Annotated in this window: 8 protein-coding genes; 2 read left to right on the top strand and 6 right to left on the bottom strand. The window is 44.1% G+C overall.

Going from position 1 to position 16,463, the window contains the following annotated elements:
• Nucleotides 1-136: 136 nt before the first annotated feature.
• Entirely contained in the window at nt 137-724 is a 588-nt protein-coding gene (locus tag FDF36_RS00085; RefSeq protein ID WP_122330296.1) for a nucleotide exchange factor GrpE, read from the top strand.
• 50 nt (nt 725-774) lie between these two features.
• A complete protein-coding gene (gene dnaJ, locus FDF36_RS00080; RefSeq protein WP_005776531.1) occupies nt 775-1,959 on the top strand; it encodes a molecular chaperone DnaJ in 1,185 nt (394 codons plus the stop codon).
• Between the two features lie 110 nt (nt 1,960-2,069).
• On the opposite strand, the gene FDF36_RS00075 is transcribed toward dnaJ, so the two are convergent.
• The 6 genes from FDF36_RS00075 to FDF36_RS00050 form a co-directional block, all read right to left on the bottom strand.
• On the bottom strand, nt 2,070-4,856 hold the full coding sequence (locus FDF36_RS00075; RefSeq protein ID WP_220389869.1) for a sugar-binding domain-containing protein: 2,787 nt from the start codon (nt 4,854-4,856) through the stop codon (nt 2,070-2,072).
• A 163-nt stretch (nt 4,857-5,019) separates the two neighbouring features.
• Nucleotides 5,020-6,651: a RagB/SusD family nutrient uptake outer membrane protein gene (locus FDF36_RS00070; RefSeq protein WP_220389868.1), complete on the bottom strand. Its 1,632-nt coding sequence runs from the start codon at nt 6,649-6,651 to the stop codon at nt 5,020-5,022.
• A gap of 15 nt (nt 6,652-6,666) precedes the next feature.
• Nucleotides 6,667-9,411: a SusC/RagA family TonB-linked outer membrane protein gene (locus tag FDF36_RS00065; RefSeq protein ID WP_220389867.1), complete on the bottom strand. Its 2,745-nt coding sequence runs from the start codon at nt 9,409-9,411 to the stop codon at nt 6,667-6,669.
• 95 nt (nt 9,412-9,506) lie between these two features.
• Nucleotides 9,507-12,008, bottom strand: a complete 2,502-nt coding sequence (galB, locus tag FDF36_RS00060) for a beta-galactosidase GalB (RefSeq protein ID WP_220389866.1) — start codon at nt 12,006-12,008, stop codon at nt 9,507-9,509.
• A gap of 13 nt (nt 12,009-12,021) precedes the next feature.
• Nucleotides 12,022-14,271 carry a GH92 family glycosyl hydrolase gene (locus FDF36_RS00055; protein WP_005808986.1) on the bottom strand — a complete coding sequence of 750 codons (2,250 nt, stop codon included), beginning with the start codon at nt 14,269-14,271 and terminating at the stop codon, nt 12,022-12,024.
• A gap of 62 nt (nt 14,272-14,333) precedes the next feature.
• Entirely contained in the window at nt 14,334-16,406 is a 2,073-nt protein-coding gene (locus FDF36_RS00050) for a glycoside hydrolase family 20 protein (protein ID WP_220389865.1), read from the bottom strand.
• Nucleotides 16,407-16,463 lie beyond the last annotated feature (57 nt).

Below are 16,463 nucleotides of genomic sequence, written 5' to 3'. Positions count from 1 at the left end.
CATAAAAGTATTACCTTTGCTGCGTTTTTTGGCAAAACGAACAAACTGGCAAAGTTTTTGCTGCAAAGCCAATACATTAAAATGCCGTATTGACATGAAACTAAATCCGTTTAACAAGAATAAAAACAGAATAGATATGGACCCAAAAGAAAAAAAAACCAAGAAAGAAGAAGAGTTGACAGTAGACGATATTCAAGATACCGTTGAAGGACAGTCGCAAAACGAAGAAGCCACTGAGGAAAGTACACCGCTGACCGCAGAGGAGAAATTGGAAAAAGAACTGGAAGAAGCCCATAGCCAGATCGAAGATCAGAAGGACAAATACCTCCGTCTTTCGGCTGAATTCGATAACTACCGTAAACGGACCATCAAAGAAAAAGCAGAGTTGATTCTGAACGGTGGTGAGAAGAGCATCAAAAGTATTCTGCCGGTAATCGACGACATGGAACGTGCACTGACAACTATGGAAACGGCTACAGACGTAGCTGCCGTAAAAGAGGGTGTTGAGTTGATATATAATAAGTTCCTGTCTATTCTGTCGCAGGATGGAGTGAAGGTTATCGAAACCAAAGACCAACCGCTGGATACGGATTATCACGAAGCCATCGCTGTGATCCCTGCTCCGACAGAAGAACAGAAAGGTAAAATACTGGATTGTGTACAAACCGGATATACCCTTAACGGCAAAGTAATCCGCCATGCAAAAGTTGTTGTGGGTGAATAACCGGAACACGACAAACTTGCTAACATAATTAAAATCAACGAAACTAAAATATGGCAGAAAAAAGAGATTATTACGAAGTGCTGGAAGTCACGAAAGAGGCAACAGTCGAAGAAATAAAGAAAGCATACCGGAAAAAAGCCATCCAATATCACCCGGACAAAAATCCGGGTGATAAGGAAGCAGAAGAAAAGTTTAAAGAAGCAGCCGAAGCGTATGACGTACTGAGTAATCCGGATAAACGTGCCCGCTACGACCAGTTTGGTCATGCAGGAATGAGTGGAGCAGCCGGAAACGGCGGACCGTTCGGAGGATTCGGTGGCGGAATGTCCATGGACGACATCTTCTCTATGTTCGGTGATATTTTCGGCGGCCATAGCGGCGGCGGATTCGGTGGTGGTTTCGGAGGCTTCGGCGGATTTGGAGGCGGAGGTTCTCAACAGAGAAAATTCCGTGGCTCAGACCTCCGGGTGAAGGTGAAGCTGAATTTGAAAGAGATCTCTACAGGAGTTGAAAAGAAATTCAAACTAAAAAAATATGTACCTTGTTCGCACTGTCACGGAACAGGGGCAGAAGGTAATGGCGGTTCTGAAACTTGTCCGACCTGTAAAGGCAGTGGTTCGGTAATCCGTAACCAGCAAACCATCTTAGGAACCATGCAGACACGTACTACGTGTCCTACTTGTAATGGCGAGGGAAAAATCATTAAAGACAAGTGTAAGGTTTGTGGTGGAGAAGGTATCGAATACGGTGAGGAAGTAGTAACAGTAAAAATTCCCGCCGGAGTAGCAGAAGGCATGCAACTCTCTATGGGCGGCAAAGGAAATGCCGGAAAACATAACGGTATCCCGGGCGACCTATTGATTTTGGTGGAAGAAGAGCCACATCCGGAGCTGATTCGTGATGAAAACGATCTGGTATACAACTTATTGCTGAGTTTCCCTACAGCAGCTATCGGAGGTGCGGTAGAAATTCCAACCATCGACGGAAAAGTGAAGGTAAAAATCGAAGCAGGTACACAACCGGGAAAAGTGCTCCGACTCCGCGGTAAAGGGTTGCCAAGCGTAAACGGTTACGGCACAGGGGATCTGCTGGTCAACGTAAGCGTATATGTGCCGGAGACACTGAGTAAAGACGAAAAAAGTACTTTGGAAAAACTGGAAGAATCGAAGAACTTCAAACCAAGTACTTCAATTAAAGAAAAGATATTCAAGAAGTTCAGAAGTCTTTTCGACTAAGAAGTTTCACCACCGATCACACTGATCTACACAGAGAATATTTCATAAAATTTGCCCGGGTATACGTCGAAAGATGTAAACCCGGGCAAATTTATATAAAACAGAATATTCTATTTATCAGAGACTAATTGCTGCACTTGCTCTGCCTGTACAGATACGACCGGAGAGAAAGCCGGACTTGCCATATACTTTTTCAAGCTATACAATAATTGGCGTGCCTCGACACGCTTATCCATGTTTTGCCAGAAATCAACGCCCGATACCAACAATTTTCCATTACCTACTTTTATCTCAAATAGCAAGGCGAGAGGACGATTTGTAAACCAATCGTCGATGACACGCACTATCGGAGCTATTTCAGGGGAAAGTTCGGCCACTTTAATGGCACCGGAATGGCTCATGGCATCCCACCATTGATAATCACTGTAATATTCTGTGGGGAATTGACTCAAAGCCGGATGTTTCGGATTACACAAAATACCCAATGTATGAGGAGCTTGTCCTCCTGTCCAAGCAGTATTCCAGAAAATACTGGAAAATCCGACCTGAATATCACCTCCCATTTGACGGGTCAGTGTCCCTTTCTTTAAAGATAACAATACAGAAGCACCTCCTTCAAGAGCCTTTAGGGTAGTGGCATCCAAACAGTCAACCATCCGGATACTCTCTTCTCCCTCTACTTTGAGTGGCAAAGCGGGATAAACCCAAACATTCCAACTGTTCTTCCACTCACCGACTGCCACCTCCAACACCAAACGCCGGGGAGTTTCCATCTGAGCTAAAGAAGCGGAAATATCTCCTAATGGAAAGTTATTGCCTATGGGAAGTAAATCTATTTTCCACTGTCCGGACTGCAGTACATTCCCTGCCGTATCGGACAAAGTCCATCCGGCTGCCACATTCTTTAGTGGAGTTTCGCCATAATGAGCCACTTCTACCCGGGCGTTCAACAGTTCGTCATTTTTATAAATAAGTTTAGGCAAACGTGCCAAAGGGACGGTTGGAGCACAGAAACGGCGGTACTCTTCGGGAGAAATATAACCTTTTTCTTCCCAGAAAGCATCCAGTACACCGACCAATGCTGTACCTTGTCCCGGAAAGTCATTGAGTCCCAGTAACTGGAATCCACCGAAATTCCTGGTACGTAAAGCAGCCTCAACATCTGCTTTATAGCAGAGTGCCTGTAATTTGCCGGACGCAAGCAAGAAACTGTCTGCAAGATGTATCATACCATTATTTTGCAGAATATCCCTGAAAATTTCCATATTTGCAGGACGCATGACACCGTCATATTTGCTGATCTCTTTAAAATTAGGATAAACACACCATTGCCCGATTTCGTGACTTACAACAGGTTGGCTGAAGCGACTGACATATTCCGACCAATCATAATCGGTACGGGGAGGTTCTGCGTTGATAATACTCCGAAGTCCCTGTCCCCATCCCTGAATGCGGGGAGCAGGATCACTTAAAAAATCATTGACCGCCAACATGGGCCATCCTGCACCGCTACAATACAAGCGGCGATTATCCCGATCCTTCCATGTTGTGACAAAGTTGGCCAGATAAGTACTACTCCCCACACCTGCCGGTTCATTGCCATACATCATCATACAAAACGAAGGATGATTGCCAAACGTGTTGACAATCCGTTCACTTTCGTCCCAAATGAACCGATCGAGCGGACGACCGTCACCAATCGTCGTAGACTGATTGGCCCAAGAGGAACATTCTATTTCCAGATAAAGTCCCATTTCATCAGCCGCACAAAATGCAGCCTCAGGAGGACACCATGAATGAAAACGAACATGGTTCAGCCCATGTGCCTGAAAAGCTGTGAATATCCTTCTCCAAGTTTCTTTGTCAGTGGGCGGATAGCCTGTTTTAGGAAAAGCGGCACAATCCAACGCACCACGCAAAAAGACAGGACGGTTGTTAATCGTGATACAACCATTGATTACTTTAAAATCACGCATACCAAAAGACTCTTCACTAAAATCAGTGGTCTTTTGCTGCTTATCAGTCAGACTTACTTTCAATCGATATAAATTCGGATGAAATTCATCCCACAAACGGATATCATCTCCCAAAGCCAGAACAGCCTCCACTTCATTAGTCCCCGGCTGAAGATTGACCTCCTTTTGCAAAAGTTTGCCATCAGCCTCCAAAGCGAGCAAAGCTGTCACTTCATTCTTCTTACGGTTACGGAGGAATGTTTTCACACGAATGCTTTTAGCTGATATATCCGGGAAAATAGTCGTACGTGCAATGTTCACCTGAGGACGCACCTGAAGAAACATATCCCCGATAACCCCGTTCCAATTGCCCTGGGTATGATCGGAAATACTGTGGGAATTTTCACCCGGATCGATATCCTTTACACGATTATCGATACGTAAAGTTAATGTGTGTTTTCCGGGAGTCAGGACATCCGATAAGTCGTACTGATGTGGAGCACCCAATGCATTCTGCATACCGACCTCTTTATCATCTACCCACAAACGAGTTTCCCAATGACAACGTTCCAGAAATAAACTGATATCCTGTTGCCACCAGCCTTCCGGAACAGTCACCTCTTTTTTATACCAGGCTGCCCCCTTGTAATACTTCACAGGCTGCAACCAAAAGGGGATTTTAACATGACCCGGTTCACGATAACGGGCATAGGCATCACTCCGGAAATAGGCTGAATCAACGATACCTCCGGTCCACGGAGTATTGGCAGTAATGTCTTCTCCCAAGCCATTGGAAGCCATGGATCCGGGTAACAGGACCGTACTGTCCCAAAGAGTAGAATCGGTCGTAAACTGCCAACTACCCGACAAGTCGATCTTAGTAACCTGCTGCGAACAGGAAGCCAATAAAAACGAGAAAAGTGTTAGTGTTTTGATCTTCATTATTTCATATTATCTATAAGGTTGAAAACAATGTTACTTCACTGATTTTGTATCAATACGCAAAAGTAGCAAGAACGATTTACCTTATAAATAGATATTTCTAATATAATGATGGATTATTTTATGATTTACAATAATCATCTCCACATAATATTTTGCAATTTCAATATCCCGGATTCTGTGTCAGGTTGGGATTCATCAAACGGATTTTCTCCGGAATAGGAAATACTGTGGTATAGCCACTTTCCTCACCCGGAAGCCGGGGCCTGCTTGTATAAGCACGGGTATATTGGCGAAAACGAACCAAATCTTGCCTGCGCCAACCCTCCCAGGCAAACTCTAATTGACGTTCCGAAAGTAAGCTTTCTAATGTGGCTGTCCGGAAAGGAGCATTCACACGGGCACGAACAAGATTCAGTTCTACATCTCCATTTTCTCCGTTACGGACTTTCGCCTCACTCTTCATTAATAAAACATCGGCATAACGATAGAGTACAATATCATTTTCCATCAGTTTACCATCTTTTGTGGCGGTTTCATCAATCTCATACTTTTTCATCCGTGCGCCTGCGGTCTTTTCATAGGAGGTATTAGAGATATCGACATCCACCTTCCAAGGAAAATACTCCAGCAAAGTACCGTCATCGAGTGTGATGACCTTTCCCTTCAAATCGTAAACAACACCTGCAAAATAACATTTATCAAAACGGGGATCGACAGTTTGGGTATCATACCCAAAGGTTCGAAGTACTTCCACAGTAGCGCTTGAACCATTCTCTCCTCCCAATCCGTAGGCCTTGGCATGATTATAGTGACGGGAACGGAAAAGATATTGCATCTGGTTAGTATATAAAGTCTTACTCATTGGAATGGTAAAAATATTCTCGGCAGAAGATTCATTGTAAACAGCAAAGTTTGCTTCATAGTTATCTTCCAGACGATATCCCGCCGCAGTAATGGAATCGCAATATGCCTCCACCGTTTGCCAGGCATTGAGCCGGTTGCCATCTACTTCAAAATAGATGTCTCTTCCATCGGGATATTGTGTATCGGTCCAGTTATCATCCGCATATATCTCAGCATTCAAGGCAAGTTTGGCAAGCAAGAAATGGACCACGGGACGGGTAATTCGCCCATAATAACTGCCGGAACGATTGCTATATGTTTGCGCCAATAAAGGGGCAGACTCCTGTAACTCCTTTACAATAAAATCAAAAACTTCTTTACGACTGTTTTGTTTCACCTCTTTCAAAGGTATAGCAGATGAGAGAATTAGAGGAACACGTCCGAACAAATCCATTAAATGATAGTAATACAAAGCACGGAAAGCACGAACTTCTGCCCGGTAAGCAGGAAGTTCCGTGTCGTGATGAGTCTCCTGATAAGTATCGATTCGTTCAAGTGACTGATTGCAAAGACCTATAACCTTATATAAATACTCCCACGTAGCCTGAATAGCATCATTATCGACTCCCCAACGATGAAGAAAAAGTCCCTGCCAGAATCCTCCATCATACCAGTCACCTCCACGGGTAGGCATAATAGCCTCATCGGTGGTAAAGGTATTCAGATCGTAAATTCCCCTGCCGGTGCCCTGCAACCCCTGACTATCACTATAACCTCCTATGTTATTGTATAAGGAAGCCACTGCATTATAATACAAATCGGTGAGACTCTTGTAAGCATCCTCTTCGGGAATCTTGTCTTTAGGATTTTCATTCAGAAAGTCATCACATGAAAACAGCAGACTAAACATCAGGATACAGATAAAGGAATATATATAGTGCCTTTTCATAATTAATCCTCCAAATTAAAAGTTAATACTCAAACCAAGCGTATAGGTACGTGCTAAAGGATATCCCCGTTTGTCATCCACTCCCAAAGTAGAATTAACGGTAGAACTGTTGATCATAGGTGACAGACCGGAATATCCGGTAATAGTAGCCAGATTATTGACAGTCAATGCGAGACGGAGGGACTGGACGTATTTTTTCCACTTCGACACCGGAACATTCCAGCCTATCGTAACATAATCGAAGTTTACATAATCGCCTTTCTCCAGCCAATAGTCCGTAGCGGTCTGGTCTTTGATATTACGTCCGGGAGCTTTCTTCATTACATTGTAATCAGGAAAAATATTCATATTCATGTAGGTCAGTGAAGTACCGTTATAGATTTTATGACCGAACGCCCCGTTTATCTGTACTGAGAGATCGAAACGCTTATAGCGAAAGCTGATATTGGAGCCAAGCAAAGTCTTGGGCACCGCCTGACCTGCCACATAGCGGTCTTCTCCATCTTCAAGGCTCACCCCTCCTCCGTTCAAATCGGCAATGTCATACGTATACCCACCATTGCCATCGGAAATAAGCCCTTTGCAATGAGGCAGGTAGAATACCCCTAAGGGTTGTCCTATCATCTGATACACAATATGATTATATCCGCCATGAAATCCGGCTCCGTCCAGACTTGCCAGGCTTTTATACTCAGGTGCCGAAATATTCTCTCCACCATACATTCCACTTAATGAAAGCAATTTATTTTGCTGGAAAGTGACATTAACATTAATGTTCAATTCCATGTCACGGGTCTTCAAAGGAGTGATGCCGACAGCAATCTCCGTACCGCTGTTACGCATGGAACCTATATTTGCCAAAAGAGTGTTATAGGTAAAAGGCGGTACACTGACATTATAAAGATAAAGCATATCAGAGGTCTTGGAATTATAGTAGTTCAAAGAAAAGAGTAACCGGTTGCCAAACATACCAAGATCCGCACCTGCATTAAAAGTACGCTTTACTTCCCATTTCAAATCGGGATTGGTATTACGCATATTACCCAAAGTAACCACCTGTGAACTCCCAACAGGAACAACTCCGTTAGGCTTTACCAGATTAAGCGTTGTATAAGAGTCGATGCCACTCTGATTGCCGGCCAGCCCGTAACCGATACGGAATTTCAGATTATCCACCAATGAAATACGCTTCATAAACTTCTCTTCACTGACAACCCAGGCAGCCGACACGGATGGAAAAAAGCCCCATTTATGATTGGCACCAAACTTGGAAGAAGCATCGGTACGGGCATTCACCGTAAGGATATACCTATCGTCAAATGTATAATTGAAGCGACCGAGAAAAGATGCCAACCGCGGCTGTTCAAAATAAGAGTTCGTTCCTTCCCAAAGGCGAATGGCACCTGCCTGAAGGTTGTTATAACCAAACTGATCGGAATTGAAATTGGTCACAGTGGTGTAAAAACCGCTATAAGTCTCTTTTTGAAGTTCCGCCAAGGCCAGCACATCAAAATAATGTTTATTCCGGTTCTTTTTATAGGTCAACATCAGATTGCCAAGCAGTGATTCCATTTTCCGGATACCTTTATATGCTTGTCCGTGTGCCCATACAGATGTAGGCAGATACTGGGAATTTTCAACAATATTATAAGTATAAGAACCAAAAAGAATCAGTTTAAGCTCGCGCAGTAAGTTAAAGGTCAGCCGGGCATGAGTACTGATATGTGAAGTCGCATCATGATCTTTCACTTCCATCCAGGCCAAAGGGTTAGTGATCTGGCTGGCATTGGTAATCTGATCCCAGGAACTGGTTTCCGGATTACGGTGATCGGGATATGTAGGATTAAAAGTTGCAGCCGAATAGAATGTTTTTTGAAGGTCAAACAAATTATGGTTCTTTTGGATAGAGCCAAACATACCTAACTCGCACACCAGAAAATCATCAAAAACATGCTGGGTCATGTTCATATTCGAAGTGAAATTCTTCATATCCTCGTTCAATATAATGCCCTGACGATCCATAAAACCCAACGAAACACGATAGCTTGAAGCATCCGTCCCACCATAAAATGCAACATGATGATTCTGTTGCAGACCTGTTTGCTCTATCTCTTTCAAAAAATTGGTTTCATTCCCTTTATCAAGTATTGAAATGCCCTGTTGCTGCGCCAGATTGCGAAACTCACTGCCGGAAAGCATCTCCAGATTTTTGTATACGGAAGATATGCCGAAACTACCGTTATAGCTGACTCTGGTTTTGCCCCGAATTCCTTTCTTGGTAGTGATCTCGATAACACCTGAAGCACCACGGGAACCATATTGTGCTGTCTCCGAAGCATCTTTCAAGATAGTAAAGCTTTCTATATCGGTAGGATATATAGAAGTCAACATACTGAGATCACCAAACACACCGTCAACAATAATCAGAGGGTCGTTACCACTGGTCAGTGAAGTGGTTCCCCGCAAACGTACGGCATCCAAAGCAGCCGGACCATTGGTTCCTTTTTCTATAGTGAGTCCGGGAACACGTCCACGGATAGCCTCCAAGGGATTGGTAATCTGATCTTTATTCATTCCTAACTCCGTGATTTTTTCCACCGAACCGGAAATATTCTTTTTATTCCCGGTAGCGTATCCCACAGTAATAAGAGAATCTGCCGGCCAAACAGGCTTATCCTGTGCTCGCAAAACAGAGGTGGTAAACATCAAAAACAAAGCTAAGACGAATGTTGGTATGTGAATGATCCGGTGTTGTTTCATACTATCATCATTTAAGGTTTGCATATAAAATATAACAAAAAAAGAGGGTATCTGGTTGCCCGGATCCCCTCTTTTCTTATCTTTATCTGAACGGATTATTTACTCTCGATCACCAATGTACGTTTTTTCAGGCCCTTCCCGGTAGCCTCGAGTGTAATCTTTCCTGCTTTCTCTGTAGACTGCACAATGGCTGTCATCATGCCACTGAACACTTTCATCTTCGGAGTCTGGAATGACTCGAGTGAAGCCGGATTACCATTGGCTCCTGCGCGATAGGTACCTGCCCCTTTCACCTTGAAGCTGATTTCATTGTCGGCCAACGGGCAAAGATTACCATCTTTATCAACCACCTTCACCGTTACAAACGAGAGGTCCTTACCATTAGCATCGATCACACTGCGGTCTGCCACCAACTCAATATGATCGGGTTTGCCGGCAGTATGAATTTCTTTTTCCGCAACGGCTTTACCATCCTTGTCATAAGCGACTACTTTCACGGTACCCGGTTCATACTTCGTATCCATCCACATCAAACGATAACGTTGCTGACGTTTGAAATTGGCAATAGAAGCAGAATCACCACTATTATGTACTGTAACCGAAAGGTCTTTTGTGCGTTTACCCTGGCTCTTACCGTTGATAAACAGCTCGGCCGAAGGATAATTGGTATATACAAATACAGGGGTCACTTCACCTTCACGTCCTTCCCAATTCCAGTGAGGCAGGATGTGCAAGGTTTCCGCATCTTTATTCCAGTGGCTGCGGTAGAGGTAATAACGGTCTTTCGGAAGTCCGGCAAGGTCGATAATTCCAAACAATGAAGAGTGACTGGGCCAATCGGTATAATACGGAGTAGGCTCACCTAAATAATCGAATCCGGTCCATACAAATTCACCAATGCAATAAGGCAGATCTTCATGCTGGATAAAATCGTCTTCAGGAAGATTGGACCAACCACAGTGTTCTACATCATACGATGAAGACTGGTGGTCGTCATATTTCTGCATGGCACGACGTACCACCGGGAACTTGTAAACCCCACGTGAACTGACAGTAGAAGCAGTTTCGCTACCCAAAATAATCTGTTGCGGAAGTTTCTTGTAATTTTCCTGATATTTGTGAGGGCGGTAATTGAAACCGGCTACATCCATTACGGCAGCCATGTTGTTATTAACCACAGCATCAGGCGCATCCATACCCTGAGTAACGGGACGTGTAGGATCTTCACGATGGCAGATGTCTTGCAGGAAACGTGAAAGTTTCGGTCCACGATCGCCGTTCCACTGATCCGGTACTTCATTACCGATACACCACATAACCACACTTGGATTATTGCGATACTGATGAATCAGATTCACCAGATCTTTTTCTGCCCATTCATCAAAAACTTTATGATAACCGTTCTGCACTTTGGCCGCTTTCCATTCATCGAATGATTCCGCCATAATCATCATACCCATCTCATCACAAGCCTTAATCAACTCAGGAGCGGGCATATTGTGTGAAGTGCGGATGGCGTTACACCCCATATCCTTCAAGATACGGATCTGACGACGAATACCGGCTTCGTTGGCGATACCTCCCAACGGACCAAGATCGTGATGATTGCAGACACCCTTGAACATGGTTTTCTTTCCATTGAGGAAAAAGCCTTTGTTCGGAATGATCTCAATGGAACGGATACCGAACGGGGTAGTATATTCATCCTTCAAAGTGTTGCCTTCGTACACTTTCGAAACCGCATTGTAAAGGTTAGGAGTATCGGGAGTCCACAAAGCCGGAGCAGTAACAACAAAATCCTGCTCAAAAACATTGCCGTCGAACTTACTGCCCTGCTTCTCATTAGTTGCCACAACCTTACCATTCTTATCCTTCAATTCGGTGACAATACGGTATCCTTCAAATGTTTTGCCTGCAGGTATATCGAGCTTTGTCTTCAGATTGACCTTAGCAAAGTCGTCCTTCACTACCGGAGTGGTCAACTGAGTACCCCAAGTAGGAATATGAGCATCTTCATTCACTACCAGATGTACATTGCGATACAATCCCGCACCGGGATACCAACGTGAAGATTCGTTTTCGTTTTCAAGACGAACAGCCAGTGTATTCTTTTCACCCGGCTTCAAATAAGGGGTGGCATCCACATAAAAACTATTGTAACCGTAAGGCCAGTAACCGGCCTCTTGTCCGTTGATATAGACATGAGCATGGCTCATAGCACCATCAAAAACCAAAGTAGCCTTCTTACCTTTACTGAATGAAGGGGCCTCAAAATCGAGACGATACCACCCTACACCTACAAAAGGAAGCCCACCGGTACGTCCGGCATGCTCCATCGCCTCTTTTTGTCCATCTTGCGAAATAGCCACATTCTGCTTATCGTTATTGATACTGAATGGACCATAAATAGCCCAATCATGGGGTACCGTTACCGATTGCCACTTTGCATCATCATAAGTGGAGTTACTGAAGTCTTTATTGTCTTCACGGGTAAACTTCCACCCTTTTTCAAAGGTTTGTTCCGTACGGACCTGTGCACATACCAACAGCGGCACAGCGAGCATCGAAGCAAATGCAATTTTGATTTTCTTGTTCATGATTGATTTGTTTTTATTTTAATATAAATTCCATTGTTCCGGCATGCACCAACTCCTCATGGCTGATACGATAGCCTGCATGTTTCTTTCCGTTCAACCTCACCTCTTTGATCAGATCGGCATCATTTCCGGGACGAACAGCCGTAATAACCAATTCTTTTTCTTTGTAATACTTCGGATCAAGCCGAATAGTCACTTTGTCGAAAGTAGGTGTAGTCAGTGTATAGTCGGGCATTCCCGGACAATCGGGATAGAGACCTATCATACTGAAAATGGCCCATGCCGACATGGTTCCGGTATCATCATTACCGGGAATACCATTAGGCTGGTCGGTGAAATATTCGGCAAGCAAACGTTTTACCTGTTTCTGAGTACGCCACTCTTCTCCTTTGAAGTAGCTGAACAAATAAGGATAGGCAATATCCGGTTCATTAGCCGGATCATACAGCCCCTCATCAAAAACTTTCTGCAATTTATCCACAAACTTCTTTTTACCTCCCATCAGACGGGTTAAACCTGCAATGTCATGGGGAACATAAAAAGTGTAGTTCCAGGAATTGCCTTCATGAAAACCGGGACTGGGAGCAAAATTGGCACCCTCCATCGGGTCGAACGGAGAGTAAAATGTTCCATCGGGTAAAATAGGACGCAATGTACCAAATTCTTTGCTGTAATAATGTTTATAACCCAATGAACGGTCATAGAACAATTTTGCATCTTCTTTCTTTCCTAAAGCCTGAGCAAAACGAGACAAGGCATAATCGGCAATATAATATTCAAGTGCATGCGAAACAGAATTGTCATACTGCTCTGTCAAAGGCACATATCCTTTAGCAATGTAATCATCGATATCGGGACGCATCAGATTATCTTTACCCGGAGTCGTAGCGGACTTATACATGGCTTCATAAGCTGCCTGTACATCAAAGTCACGTAAGCCTTTCATCCAGGTATCTACGATAACGGGAATACTCGGATCACCCTCCATAGTAAGCGTTTCACGGCCGTAAAGTTCCCATTTGGGCAGCCAGCCATGTTCTTTATACATATCGACCATCGTGCGAACCATGTCCAGTTGGCGATCAGGGAAAAGCAGGGTCATCAGCTGATGTACGTTACGATAGGTATCCCAGAGAGAAAACACGGTATAGCGATTTCCCTTCGTTGTAAGGATCTCACTGCCTTCCATAGCCGGATATTGTCCGTTCACATCCTGCAAAATATTCGGATGGATCAGCAAGTGATACATAGCGGTATAGAACACTGTCTTCTGCTCTTTCGTGCCACCTTCAACGAGGATACGCGAAAGATCGTCCTCCCACATGGAACGTGCTTCGGCACGAATCTGATCAAATCCTTTACCAGCCTGTTCCTTATCCAGATTAAGACGGGCATTGGCTATGCTGACAAAGGACACTCCCATGCTTACCTCGATGGTTTCGCCTTCTTCGGTATCGAAAGTAAACCATGTACCAATGTCATCGCCACTCATCTCCTTGGTATAAGCAGTATACAATTTATTCTTGCCGGACGTATTGTCCCATTGGGCTTCTACTGTCATCGGACGCATCTTTTTCCAGTAGCCACGGGCACGAGGGACTTTATTGATACGCATTACAAAATAAATGGGAAACACAGCTTGCGGATTATAGCAAAAAGTACCCAGCAGTTTAGTCCCCTCTATCTCACGCTCATTGACAAAACGAACGGTAGCTCCCGTTTCATTAGTCAACCCTTCACCAAGATTCAGCAAAATATTACTTTCCCCTTTAGGAAAAGTGAAACGAGTGATTCCGGTACGTAAGGTGGCCGAAACCTCATTCTTAATTCCGTATTTAGTCAGGATATTCGAGTAATAACCGGGCGTGGCCTTTTCGTCTTTATAAGCACTTCCGTACTGTAAATAATCGACGTTCAACTTTCCGGTTGTAGGCATCAACAGTAGAGAGCCTAACTCCGGACATCCTACTCCACTCAGATTGACGTGTGAAAATCCAGTAAAATAAGCATTGGTATGTTCATAAGGAGTAGACCACCATTGGCTGTCTTTATCTATTTTATTACCAACGGACTTTCCTCCCATCACATTGAAAGGGACAACTGACATCATGCCTTGCGGACAGATGGCTCCGGGATTCGTTGTTCCGTAATTCGTTGTTCCGATAAACGGATTCACATAATCCACTGGACTCTCTTGTGCAGAAGCTACTGCTATGGACAGCCAAACGGCTGCAAGTGATACTAAATAAGGTAGTTTCTTCATTCTTTCAATACTCTATATTTATCTAATTTATACGTTTGGTTTTACCGGATCTGCGGAAAGAGTTACTTTACAACGATTTCGTCTGTAAACACCCATCCCCCGAATTCCTCTCCGGCACGAGCCTGGTAACGGACATAACGTCCTTTGGCATTTCCGTTCCATGCATAATTCTTAAATACTACAGCGTCCGATTTAACCACTTCATGCGTCTGACGGCTCAATTCAGTGAAGTTTTCTCCATCTTCCGAGACAGAAATTATCACTTCGACAGGCAGAAATACTTCAGGACCCACTACCTGCATAAAGTCAGCACCAATCGAATGTAAATCAGTCGATTTGCCCATATCAATAGTTACGTCCAAACGATCACGGGAAATAAAGCCCTGCCACGCCCCGTCACTATAGGTCCAACTCCCACGGATTCCATCAGTCAGGGTTTTATCACCTTGTGCCGGATAAGACGAGTTGTAGGGAGCATTGTATTTTACGGTCTTGCCCAATGCAAGATGCTGAACCGGTTGCGCTGCTTCCGGCCGATTGCCGATCTCCTTTTTCAAATCAAACGGGTGATATCCCTTGAACTGTAGATATGCTACGGCTTTCAAGGCACGAGGGCGAAAATCAGTCCATGATTTTCGTTCGGGTGCCGACCACGCAACTTCTGCCAGAGCAAGGATACGGGGATAAATCATATATTCACAATGTTCGTCAGTCTCGATATATTCGGTCCAAAGATTGGCTTGGACGCCATAAATCAATTTCGCTTCATCAGAAGTAAGTGAAGCAGGAACCGGATTATAAGAATATACCTTCTCCAAAGGCAGATATCCACCGATAGCTTCGGGCTGAGAATAGGGAGCATCCTGATAACTATCTATATAGCAGTATGAACCGGGAGTCATAATAGCCTGATGCCCTGATTTTACAGCATCAATCCCTCCTTGTTCACCACGCCATGACATTACAGTGGCATTAGGTGCCAATCCACCTTGCAGAATTTCATCCCACCCCAGCAATTTACGGCCATGAGCATTAAGAAATACTTCCACACGATGAATCAAGTAACTCTGCAGCTCATCTACATTATTCAAATGCTCATCCTTCATGCGTTTTTGGCATTTAGGACAGGTTTTCCAAGCAGCTTTTCCAGCCTCATCACCTCCAACATGAATGTATTGGGAAGGAAAAAGCTCCATAACTTCCGTCAGCACATCTTCAAGGAAAGTAAAGGTTTTCTCGTTTCCGACACAAAAATCGGCATTCTTATAAGGCTCTCCTGAACAAGACAGTTCCGGATATGCAGTCAGGACCTCTTCTGAATGTGCAGGCATTTCGATCTCAGGAATAATGGTAACATGACGCTCGCGTGCATAGTCGACCAATTCACGAATATCATCCTGAGTATAATAGCCACCGGAAGCACCTGGAGCATCGAAACGACAATATTTCCGGCCACCTTCATTCCACCATCTTTTCCAGTTGGCTTCCGGACGCCAGGCAGCAAGTTCTGTTAATAAAGGATATTTCTTAATCTCGATACGCCAACCGGCAGCATCGGTAAGATGCAAATGCAGGCGATTGAGTTTATAATAGGCTAAAGCGTCTATCTGCTTTTTCACAAACTCCTTAGAGCGAAAATGCCGTGAAACATCGAGCATCAGCCCACGATATTCGAAGCGTGGCGAATCCTGAATCGCTGTAGCCTGAACTGACCAGGCACCCTCCATTGCGGGTTGAGCCATTTGCAAAAGAGTCTGGACACCATAGAATAATCCGGCACCGGAAGTAGCCTGCACTGTTATTTTATGCGGAGTTACCTCCAGCGTATAGCTCTCGGGAGAAGATAACTGAGGATTAGCCTTCGTTATCATAAGAGAGACCACGTTCTCTTTCGTTTGCTTTTTACCGTTTTTGAAATGGATAGGTAATGTCTCCAGATAATCCATCAACATTTTCTTCTCTTCACCTTTCAGGTTGGTATACAGCTTAGTGTCACCGGTAAATAGAAAAGTACCGCTACCTTGCTCCATCCGGAGAGGAATAGGAATGACAGACTGCGCTTTCACACCAGCTGTTGCTATCATCAAACCGGCTGCAAGCAAGAAAGTACAAATTTTCATTGTAGGTTTTATCATGATATGATTGGTTTTAGTTTTTTGTTTTCAATGTACAAATATAAGTAAAATGTCAGA

This window comes from Bacteroides fragilis (genome assembly GCF_019583405.1).
Classification (GTDB): Bacteria; Bacteroidota; Bacteroidia; order Bacteroidales; family Bacteroidaceae; genus Bacteroides; species Bacteroides fragilis_B.
The sequence above is the reverse complement of the archived record's forward strand: the minus strand, read 5'-3'. Positions and strand labels throughout refer to the sequence as shown.

Excerpts from the sequence above, each read along its gene's own strand:
- FDF36_RS00085 (WP_122330296.1), top strand. The coding sequence starts at position 137 with ATGGACCCAAAAGAAAAAAAAACCAAGAAAGAAGAAGAGTTGACAGTA.
- dnaJ (WP_005776531.1), top strand. The coding sequence starts at position 775 with ATGGCAGAAAAAAGAGATTATTACGAAGTGCTGGAAGTCACGAAAGAG.
- FDF36_RS00075 (WP_220389869.1), bottom strand. The coding sequence starts at position 4,856 with ATGAAGATCAAAACACTAACACTTTTCTCGTTTTTATTGGCTTCCTGT.
- FDF36_RS00070 (WP_220389868.1), bottom strand. The coding sequence starts at position 6,651 with ATGAAAAGGCACTATATATATTCCTTTATCTGTATCCTGATGTTTAGT.
- FDF36_RS00065 (WP_220389867.1), bottom strand. The coding sequence starts at position 9,411 with ATGAAACAACACCGGATCATTCACATACCAACATTCGTCTTAGCTTTG.
- galB (WP_220389866.1), bottom strand. The coding sequence starts at position 12,008 with ATGAACAAGAAAATCAAAATTGCATTTGCTTCGATGCTCGCTGTGCCG.
- FDF36_RS00055 (WP_005808986.1), bottom strand. The coding sequence starts at position 14,271 with ATGAAGAAACTACCTTATTTAGTATCACTTGCAGCCGTTTGGCTGTCC.
- FDF36_RS00050 (WP_220389865.1), bottom strand. The coding sequence starts at position 16,406 with ATGATAAAACCTACAATGAAAATTTGTACTTTCTTGCTTGCAGCCGGT.